Below are 21,219 nucleotides of genomic sequence, written 5' to 3'. Positions count from 1 at the left end.
TATAGGTTGCGATCTTTTTCATCAGAGCTGGAGACAGCCCGCTTTTTCGGCAGATTGGAGGGGGTCAAACCTCCAAATCGCGCCAAAACCCGCCGCACAGGGGCCGGAGCCCTGATCGGAGAGGGATTTGCGCGGAAGGAAATGCGGAAGGCGCTTCGGCCGAGATTTGTCGGCACGTCACCTCATTCCGGTATTGGAGATCGGTCCATATGAAGACTCTTCGCCTTCTGACAGCGGTCAGCATCGCGGCGCTCGTTGCCGCCCCGTCGGTCGCCTCGGCCCAGCAAAAGACCCTCTACGTCGCCGGCTACGGCGGCTCGTTCGAAAAGACGATCCGCGACGAGGTGATCCCGGCCTTCGAGAAGGAGAACGGCGTCAAGGTCGAGTACGTCGCCGGCAACTCCACCGACACGCTGGCCAAGCTTCAGGCGCAGAAGGGCAACCAGCAGATCGACGTCGCCATCGTCGATGACGGCCCGATGTACCAGGCCATCCAGCTCGGCTTCTGCGGCAAGCTCGACGGACTGCCGGCCGATCTCTACGACACCGCGCGCTTCAAGGACGATCGCGCCGTCGCGATCGGCATCGTCGCGACCGGCCTGATGTACAACACCAAGGTGTTCAAGGAGAAAGGCTGGGCGCCGCCGACTTCGTGGAACGACCTGAAGGACACGAAATACGCAAAACAGCTCGTGATCCCGCCGATCAACAACACCTATGGTCTCGAAGCGCTGGTGATGCTGGCGAAGATGAATGGCGGCGGTGAGACCAACGTCGACTCGGGCTTCAAGATCTTCAAGGAGCAGATCAATCCCAACGTGCTGGCCTATGAGCCGTCGCCGGGCAAGATGACCGAGCTGTTCCAGTCCGGCCAGGCCGTGATCGCGGTATGGGGCACCGGCCGCGTGCAGAGTTTTGCCAACACCGGCTTTCCCGTCGACTTCGTCTATCCGAAGGAAGGTGCGGCGACGCTGCTGACGACGGCGTGTCCGATCGCCAAGCCGAATGCCTCGCCACTCGCTGTGAGCTTCGTCAAGATGCTGCTCGATCCAAAAATCCAGCTCGTGATGCTGAAGGACTATGGCTACGGTCCGGTGCTGAAATCGCTGGTGATCCCGCCGGAGCTCGGCAAGATGGCGCCGATCGGCGAGCGCGCGGCCAAGCTCTACAATCCGGACTGGACCGTCATCAACGAGAAGCGCGAGGAGTGGACCAAGCGCTGGAATCGCGAGGTCGAGCGCTGATCGGTCGCGGCGGAGACAGCGTCATGGCCTATCTCGAGCTCGATCGGGTCGCAAAGCAGTTCGGCGCGCAGACTGTGGTCGACGACTTCAGCCTGTCGGTGGGGAAGGGGGAGTTCATCTCCTTCCTCGGCCCGTCCGGCTGCGGCAAGACCACGACATTGCAGATGATCGCGGGCTTCCTCGATCCCACGCGCGGCGCGATCCGCCTGGAGGGCAAGGACCTCACCGCGATCCATCCGGCCAAGCGCGGCCTCGGCATCGTGTTCCAGAGCTACGCGCTGTTTCCCCACATGACCGCGGCGGAGAATGTCGCCTTCGGCCTCAAGATGCGCAACGTGCCACGAGGCGAGCGGGCCGAGCGCGTTCGGGCCGCGCTGGCAATGGTGGGGCTCGCCGGCTACGAGGACCGCCATCCGCGCCGCATGTCCGGCGGCCAGCAACAGCGCGTGGCGCTGGCACGCGCGCTGGTGATCAAGCCGAGCGTGCTGCTGCTCGACGAGCCGCTGTCGAATCTCGACGCAAAATTGCGCGAGGAGATGCAGATCGAGCTGCGCCAGATCCAGCGCACCATCGGCACCACCACGATCCTGGTCACGCACGACCAGAACGAGGCGATGTCGCTGTCCGACCGCATCGTGGTGATGAGCCAGGGCAAGATCGAGCAGATCGGCACGCCGCAAGAGACATATGAGAAGCCCGCTTCGGCTTTCGTCTCGCAGTTCCTGGGCAAGACAAATGATTTTCCCGGGATGATCGACCGGGTCGTATCGCCTACCCAGTTGGTGGCAGGCTCCTGGCGCGCGCCGGCACCGGCCGGGCTGGGCGGTCCCGTGACAGTGAGTGTTCGCCCCGAACGAATCGGCTTTGCTGATACGGGGCTCAGCGCCAAGATTGTCACGCGCATCTTTCAGGGGAATCACTGGCTGTTTCAGTGCGATAGCGAATGTGGTCCGGCCATCGTGATCCGTCAGAACGATGGCAAGCCGCAGCCAGCCGAAGGCGAGGCAGTACGTCTCACGTGGCGGCCGGAGGACATGAGCGTGCGCGGCGGAGCCTCCGTATGAGCATGGCCGCCGATGAACGAAACGCCCGTGCGCCCTGGGCGCTGACGGCGCCGGCCTTGATGTTGTTCGTCGGCGTGCTGCTGATTCCGCTGGCGACGACGGTGATGCTGTCGTTCCACGATTGGGGCCAGTACAAGGGCATCGAGCCGGTCTTCATCCTCAAGAACTGGCACGAGATCGCGACCGATCCCTACTATGCAGAAATGTTCTGGCGGACGTTTCGCGTCGCGATCCTGACCACGCTGCTCACGGCCTTGCTGGGTGCGCCCGAAGCGTACATCCTCAACCGCATGAGCGGCCGCTGGAAGAGCTTTTTCCTGCTCGTCATTCTCGGGCCGCTCTTGATCTCCGTCGTCGCGCGCACACTCGGCTGGGCGCTGCTGTTCGGCGGCAACAACGGCCTCGTCAACAAGCTTCTGATGTCGCTCGGGGTCATGCGCTCCCCCATCCCCTTCATGTTCACCGAAACGGGAATGATCATCGCGCTTGCGCACGTGATGATGCCGTTCATGGTGCTGTCGGTGTGGGCCGCGCTGCAGCGCCTCGATCCGCAGATCGAGAACGCCGCGATGTCGCTGGGCGCCGGCCCAACGACGATCATCCGTCGCATCATCATGCCGCAGATCATGCCGGGCGTGCTGTCGGGGGCCATCATCGTGTTCTCGCTCTCGGCCAGCGCCTTCGCGACGCCGGCGATCATCGGCGGCCGACGGCTCAAGGTCGCCGCGACGCTCGCCTATGACGAGTTCCTCAACACATTGAACTGGCCGCTCGGCGCCGCCGTCGCGACGCTGCTGCTGGTCGCGCTGGTGCTGATCGTCGTCGGCAGCAACGCGTTGATCGAGCGCCGTTACGCGGAGGTGTTCCGATGAGACGGAACGGCCCGCTGGCGCTGACCTTCCATGCCATCTTCGTCATCGTCATGGTGGCGCCGATCCTGGTGGTCTGCCTCGTCGCCTTCACGCCGGAAGGCTTCCTCTCGCTGCCGACCAACGGCTTCTCGCTGCGCTGGTTCAGGACGATCGCGAACTATCCCGAATTCATCCATGCCTTCTGGGTCAGCCTTGGGCTGGGCGCGCTCTCGTCCTTCGTCGCGCTTCTGTTCGCGGTGCCGGCGGCGCTCGCGATCGCGCGCTATCGCTTCCGCGGCCGTGATGCGCTGGCGGCGCTGTTCCTGTCGCCGCTGATGATCCCGCATGTGGTGCTCGGCATTGCCTTCCTGCGCTTCTTCACGTCGGTCGGGCTGGGCGGCAGCTTCGCCGCGCTGATCATCGCGCATGTCATCATCGTGTTTCCGTTCGCGCTGCGGCTCACTCTGGCGGCGGCAACCGGCATGGACCGCACCGTCGAGATGGCCGCGGTCTCGCTCGGCGCCGGCGGTTGGACATTGTTCCGCCGCGTGACGCTGCCGCTGATCCTGCCCGGCGTCATCAGCGGCTGGGCGCTCGCCTTCATCCAGTCCTTCGACGATCTCACCATGACCGTCTTCCTCGCGGCACCCGGCACCGAGACGTTGCCGGTGCGCATGTTCCTTTATATCCAGGACAACATCGATCCGCTGGTGACGTCGGTCTCGGCCTGCGTGATCGCTGTTACCATGACCGCCCTCATTCTGCTCGACCGCTTCTACGGGCTCGACCGCGTGCTCGCCGGCAAGGGCGATACGGGACGATAGGAGAACCTATGCGAACGGATTACGACGTCGCCGTCGTCGGCGGCGGACTGCTCGGCTCAGCCATTGCCTGGGGCCTCGGCCGGCTCGGCAAGAAGGTCGCCGTGCTCGACGAAGGCGACATCACCAAGCGCGCCTCGCGCGCGAACTTTGCGCTGGTTTGGGTCCAGAGCAAAGGGCTCGGCATGCCGGCCTATACGGTGTGGACCGTGCAGGCGTCGCAGGCTTGGGGCCGGCTTGCGTCCGAACTGAAGCAACAGACCGGCCTCGACGTCGCCCTGCAGCAGAACGGTGGCTTTCATCTCACGCTCGGCGAGGACGAATTCGGCCAGCGTACCGAGCTCGTCAAGCGCATGCACAACCAGGCTGGCGCGGCCGACTACAAGATGGAGATGCTTCCCGCATCCGAGGTGAAGAAGTCGCTGCCGCTGATTGGCCCCGAAGTCTCCGGCGGCAGCTATTGTCCGCTCGACGGCCACGTCAACTCGCTGCGCACCTTCCGCGCGTTTCACACCGGCTTCAGGGCATTCGGCATCGATTATTTTCCGGAGCGGCCGGTCTCGTCGATCAGCAAAAGCGGCGGCGAGTTTCGCCTGACGACGCCGAAGGGCGAGCTGCGCGCCGCCAAGATCGTGCTGGCCGCCGGCAATGCCAACCAGACGCTGGCGCCAATGGTCGGCCTCTACGCGCCGATGGGCCCGACCCGCGGCCAGATCGTGGTGACCGAGCGCACCATGCCATTCCTGCCGCATCCGCTGACGACGATCCGCCAGACCGACGAGGGTACGGTGATGATCGGCGACAGCAAGGAGGACGAGCTCGACGATCGCGCGCTCAAGCATTCGATCAGCGCCGTGATGACGGACCGCGCACAGCGGATGTTTCCGCATCTGTCGCGGCTCAACGTGGTCAGAAGCTGGGCCGGCATCCGCGTCATGCCGCAGGACGGCTTTCCGATCTACGACCAGTCGGAGACGCATCCCGGCGCGTTCGTGGCCTGCTGCCATTCCGGCGTGACGCTCGCCTCCAACCATGCCTTCGAGATCGCGCGCATGGTGGCGCAAGGCGCGCTCGAGCCGGAGCTGGTCGGCGCGTTCTCGGCCAGCCGCTTTGGTGACGCGGGCGCAGCCAACAACAGCGGCTATTAGAGATTTCAGGAAGGAGCCAAGGGGCATCCCTATGTTCAGGCGATCCGAACAGGACAAGCGTCCGCAAGTGCAGATCTTCGTCGACGGCGTCGCCGTCGCAGCGCGCCAGGGTGACACCGTCTCTGCCGCGCTCTTGGCCTCCGGCGTTGACGCACGGCGTTCCACCGCAGTGAGCGGCGCGCCGCGTCTGCCTTATTGCATGATGGGCGTGTGCTTCGACTGCCTCGTCACCATCGATGGCGTCGGCAACCGGCAGGGTTGCCTGGTGCCTGTCGCGGAGGGCATGCAGGTCGAAATCCAGAAGGGCAAGCGGGAGATCGGAAAATGACTGTGGCTCCCAAGCGCGAAGCCTATGACGTGGTGGTGATCGGCGCCGGGCCTGCGGGTCTGGCTGCTGCCGCGACAGCCGCCGAGGCTGGCCTGTCGACGCTGCTGCTCGACGAGAATGTCGGTCCCGGCGGCCAGGTGTTCCGCGCGATTTCCTCGACGCCGGTCACCGAGCGCAATCAGCTCGGCGCCGATTATTGGGTCGGTGCCGATCTCGTGCAGGCGCTGCATGCGAGCGGCGCCGAAATCATCCATCGTGCGACGGTCTGGAGCCTCGACCGCAATCTCGAGATTGCCGTCTCGATCGGCGGCGCATCCGCCTTCGTCAAGGCGAAGCGCGTGATCCTCGCAACTGGCGCGCTGGAGCGGCCGTTCCCGATTCCCGGCTGGACGCTGCCGGGCGTGATGACCGCGGGTGCGGCGCAGACCATGCTGAAATCATCGGCGCTGGTGCCTGATGGACGCACGGTGATCGCGGGGCAGGGGCCGCTGCTCTGGCTGCTCGCCGCGCAGATTCTCCGCCTCGGCGGCCGTATCGACCGCATTCTCGACACCACCAAGCGCGGCAATTATTTCGCGGCGCTGCCTCATGCCTTTGCCTTCCTGACTTCGCCCTATTTTGCCAAGGGCCTGTCGATGATGCGCGAGGTCAAGGCGAAGGTGCAGGTCGTCTCGGGTGTCACCGAGCTTGCGGCCTCCGGTGATGGCCAGCTAGCGAGCGTGAGCTATGTCGCGGGCGGCAAGCGCGAGACCATCCCGGCGGATCTGTTGCTGTTGCATCAGGGCGTCGTGCCCAACGTCAATCTGGCGATGGCAGCAGGAATCGAGCATCGCTGGGACGATCTGCAATTGTGTTGGTCGCCGGTGCTCGATGCGAGCGGCAATTCGTCGGTGGCCGGAATTGCAATCGCGGGCGATGGCGCCGGCATCGGCGGTGCGAATGCAGCCGTGGTCCGCGGCCGCATCGCGGCGCGCGCGGCAGTGGAAGCACTGGCGCCCGCGGCCGCTGCGAAGCTTCCCGCAATGGCAACGCTCCGTTCCGATCTCGCCAGGGCCGAGCGCGGCCGCGTCTTCCTCGACACGCTGTTTCGTCCCGCGCGGCAGTTCCGTATTCCCTCGGGCGATACCATCGTCTGCCGCTGCGAAGAGGTGACGGCCAAGGACGTTCTCGATTCCGTCGCAATCGGCGCGACCGGCCCGAACCAGCTCAAGTCCTATCGCCGCACCGGCATGGGTCCGTGCCAGGGCCGGCTTTGCGGCCTCACGGTCACCGAGCTGATGGCGCAGGCGCGCGGCAAGTCCCCGCAGGAGATCGGCTATTACCGGCTGCGTGCGCCGGTGAAGCCGATCACGCTCGCCGAGCTCGCCGCCGTTCCCAAGAGCGAAGCCGACATCAAGGCCGTGGTGCGCGGATGACCAAGAACGTGGATGCAATCGTCGTCGGCGGCGGCATCCACGGATGTTCGACCGCGCTGCATCTGTGCCTCGCCGGCTTGAAGCCGGTGCTGATCGAGAAGGACTACGCCGGCCGCCATGCCTCGGGTGTCAATGCCGGCGGAGTCCGTCAGCTCGCACGGCATGTCCCCGAAATCCCGCTCTCGATCCGCTCGATGGGGATCTGGGAGAAGATTTCAGGTCTCCTCGACGACGATTGCAGCTTCGAGAGCCACGGCCAGGTATTGGTCGCGGAAGACGAGGAGGAGCTCGCGATCTGCCGCGCGCGTGTCGCCGAGCTCAACGCGCTCGGCTTTACCCATGAAGAGCTGATCGACGCGACTGAACTGCGGCGCCTCGTGCCGGCCGTCGCCGAGACCTGTCCCGGCGGCGTGGTCTCGCGCCGGGACGGAGCCGCCAATCCGGCGCAGGCGACGACGGCATTCCGCCGCAAGGCGGAGCAGCTCGGCGCGACCGTGCGCGAGGGCGTGGCCGCCGGCAACATCCGCTACAACGACGGGCTCTGGCACGTCGACGTCGGCACGGACACCTATGCTGCGCCGGTGCTCGTCAACGCCGCGGGCGCCTGGGCCGGCAGGATCGCCGCCGCGCTCGGTGAGCCGGTTCCGGTCGAGACGGTCGCGCCGATGCTGATGATCACCTCGCGCGTGCCGCACTTCATCGATCCCGTCGTGATCCTGCGCGGGCGCAAACTCTCTTTCAAGCAATTCAAGAACGGCACCGTGCTGATCGGCGGCGGTCATCTGGCGACGCCGGACCAGGACCGCAACGAGACGGTGCTGGACTGGAAGAGCCTCGCGACCAGCGCACAGACCGTGTTCGAGCTGTTCCCGGTGATGCGCAGCGCCACCATCGTCCGCGCGTGGGCCGGCATCGAGGCGAAGATGAAAGACGATCTGCCCGTGTTCGGCCCGAGTAGCCGACACAAGGGTCTCTATCACCAGTTCGGCTTCTCGCTGCACGGCTTTCAGCTCGGCCCCGGCGCCGGCGCCGTGATGGCGGAGCTGATCGTCAATGGCGGCAGCCAGACCCGCGTCAGCGATCTCGGCATCGACCGCTTCCATCCTTCAACGCTCTAGAAAAAGAGGACATCATGAGCATCAACCGCAGCATTCGCACGCCCATCATGCACCGCGCCGTCGAGGCCAATGGCTTCGTCTTCCTCGGTGGCACCATTGCCGATGACACCTCGGTCTCGATGGGCGAGCAGACCCGCAACATCCTGGGCAAGATCGCGGGCTATCTGAAGGAGGCCGGCACCGACAAGTCTCGTGTCGTCAGCGCCTCGATCTTCGTCACCGATCTCTCCAAGAAGAACGAGATGGATGCGGCCTGGACCGAGTTCTTCGGCGACAATCTCCCGACCCGCGCTACCGTCGGCGTCGCCGATCTCGGCGGCGGCGCGCTGATCGAGGTGGTGGTGACCGCTTTGAAGGGTTGATGGCGCACGACGACGGAGGACGACGGCGCCTCCCGCGCTGTCGTCCTCCGCGCGCCCCGCCTTGATCTTGCCCTTCGATGGGACTACTTGGAAAACTCCTCAATCAGGATACGTGCCGCCATGGATATGACCCCGACCGCAAAGCCCACCTGCCTTGCTCACGGGGAATTCCATGCCTGCCTCGATCATTCTGTCGAACCTGTCGCTGTCCACGCCTGACGGCCGCTCTCTTCTCTCCAACATCGATCTGACATTCGCGGCCGAGCGTACCGGTCTGGTCGGCCGCAACGGCGTCGGGAAGACGACGCTGCTTGCGTCGATCCTGGGGGAACATGTGCCCCAATCAGGGCGCGTTCTGATCAGCGGCACCATCGGCTTGTTGCGCCAGGATGTGCAGGTGCTTGCCGGCGGGACCGTCGCCGACCTGTTCGGCGTGCGGCAGGCGCTGGAGCTGCTTCGCCTTGCAGAGCGAGGCGATGCCTCAGCCGATGAGATCGCTGCGATTGACTGGACGCTCGAGACGCGGCTCGAGGCCGCGCTGGCCCGCCTCGGGTTCGATCCGTCTCCCGACACGGAGCTGTCTCGCCTGTCCGGCGGCCAGATCACGCGGCTTCGACTCGCCGCACTGATCTTCGCCGCGCCCGACTTCCTGCTCCTGGACGAGCCCACCAACAATCTCGACCGGGACGGACGCAAGGCGGTGACTGATCTGCTCGCCACCTGGCGTGGCGGGGCGATCGTCGTCAGCCACGACCGGGGCTTGCTGGAGACCATGGATGCGATCGTCGAGCTGACGTCGTTGGGAGCCATGCGATACGGTGGCAATTGGAGTCGGTATCGCGAGCAGAAGGCCGTTGAACTCGCCGCTGTCAGGCATGATCTCGCCCATGCCGAAAGGCGCCTGTTCGAGATTGACGGCAAGACGCAAGAGGCCGCGGAAAGAAAAGCGCGCAGGGACAGCGGCGGCAGGAAGAAGCGCGCCAAGGGCGACATGCCGCGCATCCTGGCCGGAGCACGCAAGGATCGCAGCGAGGACAGCGGCGGCAAGAACGCGCAAATCGCCGAGCGGCGGCGCGCAGAGGCCATCGATGCTGCGGATACGGCGCGCCGGCGTATCGAGATTGTTCAGCCATTGTCGGTCGGGTTGCCCGCGACCGGCCTGCCGGCGGGCAGGGAGGTGCTCTGGCTCGACGGCGTCAGTGCAGGCTATCGGCCGGAGCGGCCGGTCTTCCGCGATCTATCGCTCACGATCGTCGGACCGGAGCGCGTCGCGCTGGTCGGACCGAACGGCTCCGGCAAGACGACGCTGCTGAAATTGATCGCGGGCGAGCTGCGCCCGCTCTCCGGCACCGTGCGGGTCAGGCCGGACTTCGCGCTGTTTGATCAGAAGGTCAGCCTGCTCGATCCCGCGACCTCCATCCTGGACAATTTTGGGCGTCTCAATCCGAAGGCGGGAGCGAATGAATGCCATGCCGCGCTGGCGCGGTTCATGTTTCGCGCCGATGCTGCCTTGCAGATCGTCGGAAGCCTGAGCGGCGGGCAGTTGTTTCGTGCAGGCCTTGCCTGTGTGCTTGGCGGGCTGACCCCACCGTCCCTGCTCATTCTCGACGAGCCGACCAACCATCTGGATGTCGAGTCCATCGAAGCCGTCGAGGCCGGCCTGAGGGCCTATGACGGCGCGCTGCTTGTCGTCTGTCATGACGAGGCATTCCTGCAGGCAGTCGGGATCACGCGGCAGCTCGATCTTGCCGGCGGACGTGAGTCCACAGGCTCATCGTTCGAGTAACAAAATACTCGACGCCCTGCCCCCAGCGCGTCGGGTGGAAAAATGAGTAACCGTGATCGCAGTGCCGCTGTTGTGACGCTTATCCCCCGGTTTTCCACTCCGGGAAACTGCCGCGTCAGAAATTGAACTTCGCCTGACTTCGATCTACCCGCCTCCGCCCGGCTCCAGCGCCTCGCCCATCTCCAGCGGATGGGCCATGGTCTCGTGCAGGGCGTCACGGTCGAGCTCGCCTTCGGAGATGCTGATGACGACGCAGGCGACGCCATTGCCGATCAGATTGGTCAGCGCGCGGCACTCGCTCATGAACTTGTCGATGCCGACCAGGATCGCGATCGACTGGATCGGAATGTCGGGTACGATCGAGAGCGTTGCCGCGAGCGTGATGAAGCCGGCACCGGTGACGCCCGAGGCGCCCTTCGAGGTGATCATGGCGATGCCCAGAATGCCGAGCTCCTGCCAGATGGTCAGATGCGTGTTGGTTGCCTGCGCCAGGAACAACGTCGCCAGCGTCATGTAGATGTTGGTGCCGTCGAGATTGAAGCTGTACCCCGTCGGAATGACGAGGCCGACCACCGAGCGCGAGGCGCCGAGATGCTCCATCTTCTGGATCATCTGCGGCAGCACCGTCTCGGAGGAGGACGTGCCGAGCACGATCAGCAGCTCGTCCTTGATGTAGGCGATGAAGCGCAGGATCGAGAAGCCGGCGAGGCGAGCGATCGCACCTAGCACGACCAGCACGAACAGGATGCTGGTGAGATAGAACGTCCCGATCAGCGCCGCGAGGTTGAGCAGCGAGCCGAGGCCGTAGGCGCCGACGGTGAACGCCATCGCGCCGAAGGCGCCGATCGGCGCGACGCGCACGATGATGCGGATGATGCCGAAGAACATCTTCGCGGCCTTGTCGATCGCGTCCGCAATGGGCTCGCCGGCCTTGCCGAGGAAGGCGATGGCGAAGCCGGAGAGGATCGAGATCAGCAGCACCTGCAGGAGGTCGCCGCGCGCGATCGCGCCCAGATAGCTGTCGGGGATGATCGCCATCAGATGGGCGACGATGCCCTCTTCCTTGGCCTTGGTGACGTAGGTCGCGACCGATTTCGGGTCGATCGTTGCGGGATCGATGTTGAAGCCATGCCCGGGCTGGAGAATCTCCCCAACCAGCAGTCCGACCGCGAGCGCGACGGTCGAGACCGTCTCGAAATAGATCAGCGACTTCAGCCCGACCCGGCCGACGCGCTTGAGATCGCCCATCGAGGAGATGCCGTGCACCACGGTGCAGAAGATCACCGGCGCGATCATCATCTTGATCAGCGCGATGAAGCCGTCGCCGAGCGGCTTCAGGGCCTTGCCGAGATCAGGATAGAAATAGCCGATGAGCACGCCGAGCGCGATCGCGATCAGCACCTGGACGTAGAGGATCTTGTACCAGGGCTGGTGCCGGCGGTGAATGGCTGGCTGGATCGCGATTTGTGTCATGGAGTGTGCCCCGGAACGCATTGATCATGCATGATCTGAATCATGCATGACTTGCATCATGTGATGGCCGCCGCCGAAGCGACAATCACATTTTTGTCTGTTTGCACGAAGATCAATCGCGGAGCCACAAGCGCGCTTGTTGTCGATCGCAGCCACCACGGCGCCGGTGACGGCCGACGGCGGCAGGCTCTCGATGAGGCGGGCTCGCGACCGTTCCGATGATCGGAGTGCTTGCCGCAGCCCAGGCATGCAGCGCCGCCTGCCGGTCATCCTCGGTGCGATCGGCGGATGTCTCGGGTGCCTGGTGAACGGCCTCGCCTCGGCATGCCGATCGATTCCACCCAACTGCCGGCCACGCCGTGTCCAGGGATGCGTGCGGCGTATGCACAACCGGGTGGAACAAAACGCCGGTTCCATCCATGATGACGCATCTGGAGAGAACACATGCCGCAAACCGAACGTTCGACCTCATTTCCTTCGCGCCTCGTCGGTCAGTACGCCCTGGTGACCGGTGCATCGCAAGGCATCGGCCGCGCCGTCGCCGTCCGGCTCGCCCAGGAAGGCGCAACCGTCGCCATCAACTATTTCGAGAACGTGGAGCGGGCGGAGGAGACGCTCGCACTCGCACGGGCAGCTTCGCGCTCGCGCGGCCACGGCGAGCCCGATCATTGCATCGTCAAGGCCAATGTCGGCGATGAGCAGGACATTGCTGCGATGTTCGAGACGATCCTTTCTCGCTGGAAACGTCTCGATTGTCTTGTCAACAACGCCGGCTTCCAGAAGGAATCGCCGAGCGAGGCGCTCGACATCGAAACCTATCGGCGCATCATCGACGTCAATCTCAATGGCGCGGTGCTCTGCGCGCAGAAGGCGCTCGCTCACTTCGTCGCACGCGGCGGAGGCGGCAGCATCATCAATTGTTCGAGCGTCCACCAGATCATTCCAAAGCCAGGCTATCTCGCTTATTCGATCAGCAAGGGAGGCATGGCCAATCTGACGCGCACGCTGGCGCTGGAATTTGCCGGCCGGGGCATCCGCGTCAACGCGGTGGGGCCGGGCGCGATCGACACGCCGATCAATGCGGCCTGGACCGGCGATCCCGAAAAGCGCGGCGTCGTCACCAGCCATATTCCGCTGGGCCGCGTCGGCACGCCGGAAGAGATCGCCGCCGTGTTCGCCTTCCTCGCCTCGGAGGATGCGAGCTACATCACGGGGCAGACGATCTATGCCTGCGGGGGCCTGACGCTATTCCCCGAATTCCGTGAGAACTGGGCAAGCTGAACGTCAGCCTTGGACCGCGCGCATCGGCGGCCGCCAGTGCCCGCGGAAGAATCAGGATGGGTTGGGGGCTGCGGCGCCGTGTGCTATCGACCGTGGACGACGCGGCCGTTATTGGCAAGCGCCGACACAAGACGGGCTCGTGACCACAACCATCAACATCAATGCCTATAGCGACGCGCTCGTGGTTCTCGGCACCGCCGGCGTGGTGGTGCCGATCGTGCGCCGCTGGGGCATCAACCCCGTGCTGGGCTATCTCGGCGCCGGCGCCATTCTCGGTCCGCTCGGGCTTGGTTCGCTCGTTCAGAATCTCCCGTTCCTGTACTGGTTCACGGTGACGGACGCGCAGAATGTCGCGGGCATCGCCAATCTCGGCATCGTGTTTCTGCTATTCCTGATCGGGCTCGAGCTGTCTTTCCGGCGGCTCGTCACGATGCGGCGGCTGGTGTTCGGGCTTGGCGGCCTGCAAGTGCTGGCGACGTCCGCCATGATATTTGGCGCGGCGCTCCTCTGTGGGCAGAGCTCCGATACTTCCGTCATCATTGGCGCGAGCCTTGCGCTGTCCTCGACGGCCATCGTGCTCGAGCTTCTCTCCGCCGAGAGGCGACTTGCGACCACAGCCGGGCGCGCCAGCTTCTCGGTCTTGCTGGCCCAGGACCTCGCCGTGGTCCCCATTCTCGTGTTCGTCTCGGTACTCGGTGCAGGCGGCGGTGGCTCGGTCGTGACGCACATCTCCACTGCGATCCTGAAGGCGGTCGTGGCGGTCGCTTTTCTCATTCTGATCGGACGGCTGCTGATGCGTCCGCTGTTCCAGATGGTTGCGGGAACCCATTCGACCGAGTTGTTTGTTGCGGCGACCCTGTTCGTCATCGTCGGCGCAGGGCTTGCCGCACACCAAGCCGGCCTGTCGATGGCGCTCGGGGCATTCGTTGCAGGACTGATGCTGGCGGAAACGGAGTATGGAAAAGCCATCGAGGCCACCGTCGAGCCGTTCAAGGGCCTGCTTCTTGGCATCTTCTTCTTCACCGTCGGCATGGCCATCGACTTCCGCGTGTTCATGCGCGAGCCCGGTTGGCTGTTGGCTGCCGTTATCGGCATTCTCGCCGGCAAGGCGATCGTGCTGATCATTCTGGGCCGCCTCTTCAGGCTCTCATGGCCGGCGGCGATCGAGATCGGCTTCCTGCTGGGGCCCGTGGGCGAGTTCGCATTCGTCAGCATCGGCATGGCGGCGGCCGCCGGCCTGATCGAGCCTCGCGTGTCGAGCTTCGTCGTCGCCATCACCGCCGTGACGATGGCGCTGACGCCGCTCTTGGGCGCGCTCGGACGACGACTGGCCGCCAAGCTGGCTGACGAGCGCATCCTCGATCCCGAACTGACGGTTCAGCCGCCAAGTGACCGAACACAGGCCATCGTGGTCGGCTATGGCCGTGTTGGAAAAGTGGTCTGCTCGCTGCTTACCTCCCATGGCGTAGACTACATCGCGGTTGATCACGATCCGATCGGCGTGGCGCGCGACCGCCGCGACGGCCATAAGGTCTTCTTTGGCGACGCGACAGAACCGGGCTTTCTCGAAGCTTGCGGCCTGATGCAGACGACCGGTGTGATCATCACGATTCAGTCGCGAACGGCGATCGATGCCGTCGTCGGGCGGACCCGTGCGGTGCGGCCGGATGTGTTGATCGTCTCACGTGCGCGCGACGCTGATCACGCCCGTCACCTCTATGCAATCGGCGCAACCGACGCGGTGCCGGAAACCATCGAGGCAAGCCTGCAGCTTTCAGAAGCCGCGCTGGTCGGCCTCGGGGTCGCGGTCGGACATGCGATAGCCTCGGTGCACGAAAAGCGCGATGAGTTTCGGCGGACGCTGCAGCAAGCTGCCCACACGGCAGACCAGGACAAATCTCACCCATCGTCCATCGCAGGGCGTCCGTCCCGCCGACAGTGATCTGGAAAAGGCCGGTCTCGCGACCTACATCTGGTGCCATGTCAAACTCTCCGCTCCAGGATTTCGTCGGCCGGCACGAACGTCTGTTCGTGCTGACCGGCGCCGGCTGCAGCACCAATTCAGGCATTCCCGATTACCGCGACAGCCTGGGCAACTGGAAGCGGACCCAGCCGGTCAACTTCCAGGCCTTCATGTCGGACGAGCAGACGCGCCGGCGCTATTGGGCGCGCAGCCTGATCGGCTGGCGGCGGTTCGGCCTGGCGAGGCCGAACGATGCGCATCATGCGCTGGCCCGGCTCGAGGCGAACGGCAGGTGCGGGATGCTGCTGACCCAGAACGTCGATCGGCTGCATCAGTCGGCCGGCCACCGTCAGGTCATCGACCTGCACGGCCGGCTCGATCTGGTCCGCTGCATGGGCTGCGGCCGCAAGACGCCGCGCGACGAGTTTCAGCACGATCTTGGCCGCGCCAATGCGGCGTGGCTGACGCTCGATGCCGCGGATGCACCCGACGGCGACGCCGATCTGGAGCACGAGGATTTTTCCTCCTTCGAAGTGCCGCCATGCGAAGCCTGCGGCGGCATCCTCAAGCCCGACGTCGTGTTCTTCGGTGAGAACGTCCCGCGTGACATCGTCGCCACCGCGCAGGATCATCTGGCGCAAGCCGACGCCATGCTGATCGTCGGCTCCTCGCTCATGGTCTATTCCGGCTTCCGCTTCGTCCAGGCTGCGGCGCGCCGCAATATTCCGATCGCGGCGGTCAACCTCGGCCGCACCCGCGCCGACGATCTCCTGACGCTCAAGGTCGAGGAGCGCTGCGAGACGGCGCTTGCATTCCTGCTCTGATCATGCAGGCGGCGCACACGCCTTGCCTATTGCATAGGTGCCAAGCAGAATAGCCGGGCGCGGCATGCATCTCGTCGTCCATGGCATGGAAATTGCTGCGCTTTTGTCCCCAGTCCTGACGACCAGCACGGAGAATTTGGAATGCTTGAGGGAGCCGAGGTGCGGCTTGCCGTTGATATCGGTGGCACGTTCACCGACATCGTGCTGGACGTGGGGCAGGATCGCAAAACCCGCAAGGTGCTGACCACTCCGCAGCGCCCCGAGCAGGCCGTGCTGGACGGCATGCGCCTCATTCTTGCCGATGCACGTGCGCATATCAGCGACATCGACGTCTTCATTCATGGCACGACGCTCGCGACCAATGCCATCATCGAGCGCCGCGGGGCCAAGACCGCGTTGATCGCGACCGAGGGCTTCCGCGACGTGCTCGATATCGGCACCGAAAGCCGTTACGACCAATATGACCTCGGCATCGACAAGCCGAAGCCGCTGGCGCCGCGCAGCCTGCGCTTCACGGTGCCCGAGCGCATCGACGCCCACGGTGCCGTTCGTCTCCCGCTCGACGAAGCTTCGGTGCGCGCACTCGCGCAGAGATTGCGTGAGCTGAAGGTCGAGAGCGTCGCAATCGCGTTCCTGCACTCTTATGCCAATTCCGAGCATGAGCGCCGCGCGGCCGCGATCATCAGTGATGAAATGCCCGGCATTTCCGTGACTGTGTCGTCGGCAGTGTGTCCCGAGATCCGGGAATATGAGCGCACATCCACTGCGGTCGCCAACGCCTACGTGCAGCCGCTGATCGATGGCTATCTTGCCCGCATGGCCGATGCCTTGCAGGTCGAGCAGTTTCGCGGCGCCATTTATCTCGTGACCTCCGGCGGAGGCGTGACCTCGATCGAGACGGCGCGACGCTTTCCGGTGCGCCTCGTCGAATCCGGTCCCGCCGGCGGCGCGATCTTCGCGGCCCAGATCGCGGCGCGTCTCGGCGAGAGCAAGGTGCTCTCCTTCGACATGGGCGGCACCACCGCGAAAATCTGCCTGATCGAAAAGTATCAGCCCGAGACCTCGCGCGTGTTCGAGGTCGATCGCGCCGCGCGATTCCTCAAGGGCTCCGGCCTGCCGGTGCGCATTCCCGTCATCGAGATGGTCGAGATCGGCGCCGGCGGCGGTTCGATCGCGCATGTCGACGCGATGAAGCGCGTCACGGTCGGTCCCGAGAGCGCCTCCTCGGAGCCGGGGCCCGCCTGCTATGGCCGCGGCGGTCAGCGCCCGGCCGTGACGGATGCGGACGTCGCACTCGGCATGATCGATCCAGATGCGTTTGCGGCCGGCACGATCAAGCTCGACCCGGAGCTTTCGAAGCAGGCGCTGCTGCGGGACGTCGGCGAGCCGCTTGGCCTGTCCGCGGAAACCGCGGCCTATGCTGTCCACGAAGTCGTCTGCGAGAACATGGCGAGCGCGGCGCGCGTGCATGCCGTCGAGCGCGGGGAGATTATCGGCCAGCACACGCTGATCGCTTTCGGCGGTGCCGCGCCGCTGCATGCGGCCCGCGTCGCCGAGAAGATCGGCGTCTCGCGCGTGATCGTGCCGTCGAATGCCGGTGTCGGCTCTGCCGTCGGCTTCCTGGCGGCGCCCATTGCCTATGAACTGGTGCGCAGCCGTCATGTCCGGCTCGATGACTTCGACACCGAGGCCGTCTCTGACCTCTTGCAGGAGATGGTGACCGAAGCGCGTGCGCTGGTGGAGCCCGGTGCAGCCGGTGCGCCGGTGCGGGAGCGCCGCGCCGCCTTCATGCGCTATGTCGGCCAGGGCCACGAGATATCGGTCGAGCTGCCGAACCGGCGGCTGGCGACCGCCGATCTCGCCGGTCTGCGCCAGAAGTTCGAGGCGGATTATTCCGCGATGTTCGAACGGCCGATCCCGGGGGCTGCCATCGAGGTGTTGAGCTGGTCGGTGCTCGCCACCACCGAGGCGCGCAATCCGCCCACCGTCGCTTCCGTCGCACGCATGCCTGCGGCCAAGGCGTCCGGCAGCCGCAAGTTCTTCGACGGCCGCGCGGGCGAAGTAATCGAGATCCCGCTCTATCGCCGCGAGGACATGGCGCCGGGCGCGACGATTGCGGGTCCCGCCGTGATCGCGGAGGACGAAACCTCGACCTTCGTCTCCAACAGTTTTGATGCCCATATCGACGGTGCCGGCAGCATCGTCATGGAACGGAAGGCGGCCTGATCATGAGCAAGGCAAATGGCGCGAGCCTGATCGACCTTCAGATCATGTGGCACCGGCTGATCGCCGTGGTCGAGGAGCAGGCGCAGGTGCTGCTCCGCACCGCGTTCAGCCCGATCGTGCGCGAATGCGGCGACCTCTCGGCCGGCGTGTTCGACCTCGAGGGGCGCATGCTGGCGCAGGCGGTGACGGGCACGCCCGGCCACGTCAACTCGATGGCGGAATCGGTCAAGCATTTCATCGCTCACTTCCCGATCGAGACGATGAAGGAAGGCGACGCCTACATCACCAACGATCCCTGGATGGGCACCGGCCATCTCAACGACTTCGTCGTCACCACGCCGTGCTTCAAGGATGGCAAGCCGGTGGCGCTGTTCTCCTGCACCAGCCACCTCATGGATATCGGCGGCATCGGCTTCGGGCCCGACGCCACCGACGTGTTCATGGAGGGGCTCTACATCCCTATGCTGAAGCTGATCGACCAGGGCGTCGTCAACGAGACGCTGATGGCGATGATCCGCACCAATACGCGGCTGCCGATCGATACCGAGGGCGACACCTATTCGCTCGCCGGCTGCAACGACGTCGGCTGCGAGCGCCTGGTCGAGATGATGACCGAGTTCGGCATCGACACGCTGAACGAGCTCGGCGATTACATCTGCGACCGCTCGCGCGAGGCCGTGCTCGCCGAGATCGCCAAGCTGCCGAAGGGCAGCTGGCGCAATACCATGGTGGTCGACGGCTATGACGCGCCGGTGACGCTGGCTGCGACCCTCACTATCTCGGACCAAGGCATACACGTCGATTTCGACGGCACCTCCGCCGCCTCGAAGTTCGGCATCAACGTGCCCTTGTCCTACACCACCGCCTACACCGTGTTCGGTCTCGGCTGCGTCGTCGCCTCGCAGATCCCGAACAATGCCGGCTCGCTTTCGCCGTTGACGGTGTCGGCTCCCCCTGGCGCGATTCTCAATGCGCCGAAGCCGGCGCCGGTCGCCTCGCGCCACATCATCGGCCAGATGCTGCCCGACGTCGTGTTCGGCTGCCTGCGCCAGATCATTCCCGAACGCGTGCCTGCGGAAGGCACCTCGTGCCTGTGGAATCTCAACGTCCGCGGGCAGACGCGAAGCGGCGTCGGCGGCAATTACGGGTTCTCCATGGCGGTGACGTCCAATGGCGGCACAGGCGCGCGCTTCGGCAAGGACGGCCTGTCGGCGACCGCTTACCCAAGCGGCGTGCGCGGCACCCCCGTCGAGATTGCGGAGACGCAGACGCCTCTGATCTTCTGGCGCAAGGAGCTGCGTCCGGATTCCGGCGGGGCAGGGCGCACCCGCGGCGGCCTCGGCCAGATCATCGAAGTCGGCAGCGGCGTCGATGCGCCGTTCGACATTCTCGCTGCGTTCGACCGCATCGATCATCCGCCGCGCGGCCGTGATGGCGGCCGGGACGGCGAGGCCGGCTATGTCGGTCTCAAGTCCGGAAAGAAGCTGCGGGGGAAGGGCTTTCAACAGGTGCCGCCGGAAGACCGGTTGGTGGTGCTGACACCGGGCGGCGCGGGCATCGGCGATCCCGCCAAGCGCGAGCGCACGGCGATCAATGACGACGTCGAAAGCGGACTCGTGTCCGCCGACAAGGCGGTCGCAGTTTACGGGTACTCGCGGTGACGCCTCAGGCGTCATGCGCGTAGCAAACGGAGGGGTGCAATGATCACGCGACGGAACTTCACCGCGGGCGCAGCGACGCTGCTCGCCGCCGGCCACATCTCCACCCGCGCGCGGGCGGCGACGGTAAGCTGGGACATGTCGACGGTGTGGCCTGACGGCAATTTCCACACCCAGAACGCCTTTGCCTTCGCCGAGGAGGTGAAGAAGCAGAGCGGCGGCTCGGTCAACATCACCGTGAAGGCGGGTGGTCAGCTCGGCTTCAAGGGCCCCGAGCACTTGCGCGCCGTGCGCGACGGCCTGGTTCCGCTCGCCGACGTCCTCAACATCCAGCAGGTCGGCGACGAGCCGTTCATGGGCGTCGAGAGCATTCCCTTCCTCTGCGGCTCGGTGGACGAGCTCAAGGTGCTGCACAAATATGTGCGGCCCGAATATGAGAAGATCGCCGCGCGCAACAACCAGAAGATCCTCTACATCGTGCCGTGGCCGACGCAGTATCTGCATCTGAAGGCGAAGGTCGCCGACGTCGAGGGCCTGAAGAACATCAAGATCCGCGTGCCCGACAAGAACGCCGTCGAGATGCTCAATGCGATCGGCATGGCGGCGGTGATGATCCCCTGGGGCGAGACGATTCCCGCGCTCGCTTCCGGCGCCGTGGCCGGCGTCTCCACCTCGTCGGTGTCGGGCGTCGATGGCAAGTTCTGGGAATTCCTGAAATACGTCTACCCGACCAACCACGTCTGGTCGTCGCAGATGCTCACCGTCAATCTCGATTCCTGGAAGGCTCTCTCCGGCGATCAACAGAAGCTGGTTGCGGATATCGCGGCGAAGATGGAGCCGGGCTTCTGGGCCAACTCGCTCAAGGCCGACGTCGACAGCCTCAACCGCCTGAAGGAAGGCGGCATGGAGGTGGTGCCGGTTTCACAAGCCATGATGACGGACATCCGGGCCAAGACTGCGCCACAGCTCGATGCCTTCCTCAAGCGCGTGCCGGCGGCCGACAAGCCGGTGCGGGCCTATCTCGCTGAAATGAAGCGTAGCTGAGGATGATGTCGTGGTGAGCATCTCGCCCGAAGCTCCGCAGAGCCTGAATGCAGCGGCGCCGGCGCCGCTGCGCATCCTGCTCGACGGAATCGATCGCCTCGGCCGGCTCGACGGCTGGATCGGCGGCTTCTGTCTCTTGATGTTGACGCTGCTGATGCTGTGCGAGGTCGCAACCCGCTTCCTGTCGAACTTCCTGCCGTTCTTTCCGCCCAGCATCTCGATCGCGTGGGAATACTCTTCCTATCTGATGGCGGCGTCCTTCACTTTCGGCGCCGCCATGACGCTACGTGTCGGCGGCCATATCCGCGTCGTGCTGCTCCTGAAGAACGCACCCGTGCCGGTGCAGCGCGCGCTCGAGATTTTCTCGGCGGCGGCCGGCTTCGCCTTCATGGCGTTTCTGACCTCGGCCATGGCGAAATTCGCCTGGGCCGCGTTCGTGCGCGGCCAGGTCTCCACCTCGAGCGACACCCCGCTGTGGCTTCCGGAAGCCGTCGTCACTTTCGGCATGCTGCTGCTCACGCTCCAGTTTCTCGCACGCGCGGTCCAGGCCGCGCTCGGCCTGCCGCTGGAGGATCATCGCATGAAGGCCTCGCCCGTCGAATGATCGCTTTGC

18 protein-coding genes are annotated in these 21,219 nt (G+C 65.1%); 17 read left to right on the top strand and 1 reads right to left on the bottom strand.

Annotated elements, in window-relative coordinates:
• Positions 1-209: 209 nt before the first annotated feature.
• From XH96_RS34990 to XH96_RS34945, 10 genes are all read left to right on the top strand, one after another.
• A complete protein-coding gene (locus tag XH96_RS34990; protein ID WP_194389872.1) occupies positions 210-1,244 on the top strand; it encodes an ABC transporter substrate-binding protein in 1,035 nt (344 codons plus the stop codon).
• Between the two features lie 23 nt (positions 1,245-1,267).
• Positions 1,268-2,308, top strand: coding sequence for an ABC transporter ATP-binding protein (locus XH96_RS34985; protein WP_194389871.1), 1,041 nt, complete (start codon positions 1,268-1,270; stop codon positions 2,306-2,308).
• Complete coding sequence (locus tag XH96_RS34980) at positions 2,305-3,180, top strand: ABC transporter permease (RefSeq protein ID WP_194389870.1); 876 nt, start codon at positions 2,305-2,307, stop codon at positions 3,178-3,180. The genes XH96_RS34985 and XH96_RS34980 overlap by 4 nt, the downstream gene beginning before the upstream one ends.
• Positions 3,177-3,983: an ABC transporter permease gene (locus tag XH96_RS34975; protein WP_194389869.1), complete on the top strand. Its 807-nt coding sequence runs from the start codon at positions 3,177-3,179 to the stop codon at positions 3,981-3,983. The genes XH96_RS34980 and XH96_RS34975 overlap by 4 nt, the downstream gene beginning before the upstream one ends.
• Positions 3,984-3,991: 8 nt before the next feature.
• Entirely contained in the window at positions 3,992-5,128 is a 1,137-nt protein-coding gene (locus XH96_RS34970) for an FAD-binding oxidoreductase (RefSeq protein WP_194389868.1), read from the top strand.
• 31 nt (positions 5,129-5,159) lie between these two features.
• Positions 5,160-5,456 carry a (2Fe-2S)-binding protein gene (locus XH96_RS34965; protein ID WP_028178984.1) on the top strand — a complete coding sequence of 99 codons (297 nt, stop codon included), beginning with the start codon at positions 5,160-5,162 and terminating at the stop codon, positions 5,454-5,456.
• On the top strand, positions 5,453-6,871 hold the full coding sequence (locus XH96_RS34960; RefSeq protein ID WP_194389867.1) for an NAD(P)/FAD-dependent oxidoreductase: 1,419 nt from the start codon (positions 5,453-5,455) through the stop codon (positions 6,869-6,871). The genes XH96_RS34965 and XH96_RS34960 overlap by 4 nt, the downstream gene beginning before the upstream one ends.
• On the top strand, positions 6,868-7,989 hold the full coding sequence (locus XH96_RS34955) for an FAD-binding oxidoreductase (RefSeq protein WP_194389866.1): 1,122 nt from the start codon (positions 6,868-6,870) through the stop codon (positions 7,987-7,989). The genes XH96_RS34960 and XH96_RS34955 overlap by 4 nt, the downstream gene beginning before the upstream one ends.
• 14 nt (positions 7,990-8,003) lie before the next feature.
• Positions 8,004-8,351 carry a RidA family protein gene (locus XH96_RS34950; RefSeq protein ID WP_194389865.1) on the top strand — a complete coding sequence of 116 codons (348 nt, stop codon included), beginning with the start codon at positions 8,004-8,006 and terminating at the stop codon, positions 8,349-8,351.
• Positions 8,352-8,523: 172 nt separating this feature from the next.
• The gene (locus XH96_RS34945) at positions 8,524-10,137 is read left to right on the top strand and encodes an ABC-F family ATP-binding cassette domain-containing protein (protein WP_194389864.1); all 1,614 of its coding nucleotides are present in this window, start codon (positions 8,524-8,526) and stop codon (positions 10,135-10,137) included.
• A 144-nt stretch (positions 10,138-10,281) separates the two neighbouring features.
• On the opposite strand, the gene XH96_RS34940 is transcribed toward XH96_RS34945, so the two are convergent.
• A complete protein-coding gene (locus tag XH96_RS34940; RefSeq protein ID WP_194389863.1) occupies positions 10,282-11,610 on the bottom strand; it encodes a dicarboxylate/amino acid:cation symporter in 1,329 nt (442 codons plus the stop codon).
• 444 nt (positions 11,611-12,054) lie between these two features.
• Between XH96_RS34940 and XH96_RS34935 the strand changes: the two genes are divergently transcribed.
• The 7 genes from XH96_RS34935 to XH96_RS34905 all read left to right on the top strand — a co-directional run bounded on the left by XH96_RS34935 (position 12,055) and on the right by XH96_RS34905 (position 21,210).
• Complete coding sequence (locus XH96_RS34935; RefSeq protein ID WP_194389862.1) at positions 12,055-12,891, top strand: SDR family oxidoreductase; 837 nt, start codon at positions 12,055-12,057, stop codon at positions 12,889-12,891.
• A gap of 139 nt (positions 12,892-13,030) precedes the next feature.
• On the top strand, positions 13,031-14,833 hold the full coding sequence (locus XH96_RS34930) for a cation:proton antiporter (protein ID WP_194389861.1): 1,803 nt from the start codon (positions 13,031-13,033) through the stop codon (positions 14,831-14,833).
• A 38-nt stretch (positions 14,834-14,871) separates the two neighbouring features.
• Positions 14,872-15,678, top strand: a complete 807-nt coding sequence (locus XH96_RS34925; protein WP_194389860.1) for an NAD-dependent protein deacetylase — start codon at positions 14,872-14,874, stop codon at positions 15,676-15,678.
• A gap of 141 nt (positions 15,679-15,819) precedes the next feature.
• On the top strand, positions 15,820-17,904 hold the full coding sequence (locus tag XH96_RS34920) for a hydantoinase/oxoprolinase family protein (protein ID WP_194389859.1): 2,085 nt from the start codon (positions 15,820-15,822) through the stop codon (positions 17,902-17,904).
• Positions 17,905-17,906: 2 nt separating this feature from the next.
• Entirely contained in the window at positions 17,907-19,565 is a 1,659-nt protein-coding gene (locus tag XH96_RS34915; protein WP_194389858.1) for a hydantoinase B/oxoprolinase family protein, read from the top strand.
• A gap of 39 nt (positions 19,566-19,604) precedes the next feature.
• The gene (locus XH96_RS34910) at positions 19,605-20,606 is read left to right on the top strand and encodes a TRAP transporter substrate-binding protein (protein WP_194389857.1); all 1,002 of its coding nucleotides are present in this window, start codon (positions 19,605-19,607) and stop codon (positions 20,604-20,606) included.
• Between the two features lie 10 nt (positions 20,607-20,616).
• Entirely contained in the window at positions 20,617-21,210 is a 594-nt protein-coding gene (locus tag XH96_RS34905) for a TRAP transporter small permease subunit (RefSeq protein ID WP_194389856.1), read from the top strand.
• Positions 21,211-21,219: the final 9 nt, after the last annotated feature.

The sequence above is a fragment of the Bradyrhizobium sp. CCBAU 51765 genome, assembly GCF_015291725.1.
GTDB lineage: Bacteria > Pseudomonadota > Alphaproteobacteria > Rhizobiales > Xanthobacteraceae > Bradyrhizobium > Bradyrhizobium liaoningense.
This window is presented reverse-complemented; position numbering and strand designations above follow the sequence as displayed.

What these genes read in the sequence shown, in the direction of transcription:
- XH96_RS34990 (WP_194389872.1), top strand. Translation starts at nt 210, where the DNA reads ATGAAGACTCTTCGCCTTCTGACAGCGGTCAGCATCGCGGCGCTCGTT.
- XH96_RS34985 (WP_194389871.1), top strand. Translation starts at nt 1,268, where the DNA reads ATGGCCTATCTCGAGCTCGATCGGGTCGCAAAGCAGTTCGGCGCGCAG.
- XH96_RS34980 (WP_194389870.1), top strand. Translation starts at nt 2,305, where the DNA reads ATGAGCATGGCCGCCGATGAACGAAACGCCCGTGCGCCCTGGGCGCTG.
- XH96_RS34975 (WP_194389869.1), top strand. Translation starts at nt 3,177, where the DNA reads ATGAGACGGAACGGCCCGCTGGCGCTGACCTTCCATGCCATCTTCGTC.
- XH96_RS34970 (WP_194389868.1), top strand. Translation starts at nt 3,992, where the DNA reads ATGCGAACGGATTACGACGTCGCCGTCGTCGGCGGCGGACTGCTCGGC.
- XH96_RS34965 (WP_028178984.1), top strand. Translation starts at nt 5,160, where the DNA reads ATGTTCAGGCGATCCGAACAGGACAAGCGTCCGCAAGTGCAGATCTTC.
- XH96_RS34960 (WP_194389867.1), top strand. Translation starts at nt 5,453, where the DNA reads ATGACTGTGGCTCCCAAGCGCGAAGCCTATGACGTGGTGGTGATCGGC.
- XH96_RS34955 (WP_194389866.1), top strand. Translation starts at nt 6,868, where the DNA reads ATGACCAAGAACGTGGATGCAATCGTCGTCGGCGGCGGCATCCACGGA.
- XH96_RS34950 (WP_194389865.1), top strand. Translation starts at nt 8,004, where the DNA reads ATGAGCATCAACCGCAGCATTCGCACGCCCATCATGCACCGCGCCGTC.
- XH96_RS34945 (WP_194389864.1), top strand. Translation starts at nt 8,524, where the DNA reads ATGCCTGCCTCGATCATTCTGTCGAACCTGTCGCTGTCCACGCCTGAC.
- XH96_RS34940 (WP_194389863.1), bottom strand. Translation starts at nt 11,610, where the DNA reads ATGACACAAATCGCGATCCAGCCAGCCATTCACCGCCGGCACCAGCCC.
- XH96_RS34935 (WP_194389862.1), top strand. Translation starts at nt 12,055, where the DNA reads ATGCCGCAAACCGAACGTTCGACCTCATTTCCTTCGCGCCTCGTCGGT.
- XH96_RS34925 (WP_194389860.1), top strand. Translation starts at nt 14,872, where the DNA reads ATGTCAAACTCTCCGCTCCAGGATTTCGTCGGCCGGCACGAACGTCTG.
- XH96_RS34920 (WP_194389859.1), top strand. Translation starts at nt 15,820, where the DNA reads ATGCTTGAGGGAGCCGAGGTGCGGCTTGCCGTTGATATCGGTGGCACG.
- XH96_RS34915 (WP_194389858.1), top strand. Translation starts at nt 17,907, where the DNA reads ATGAGCAAGGCAAATGGCGCGAGCCTGATCGACCTTCAGATCATGTGG.
- XH96_RS34910 (WP_194389857.1), top strand. Translation starts at nt 19,605, where the DNA reads ATGATCACGCGACGGAACTTCACCGCGGGCGCAGCGACGCTGCTCGCC.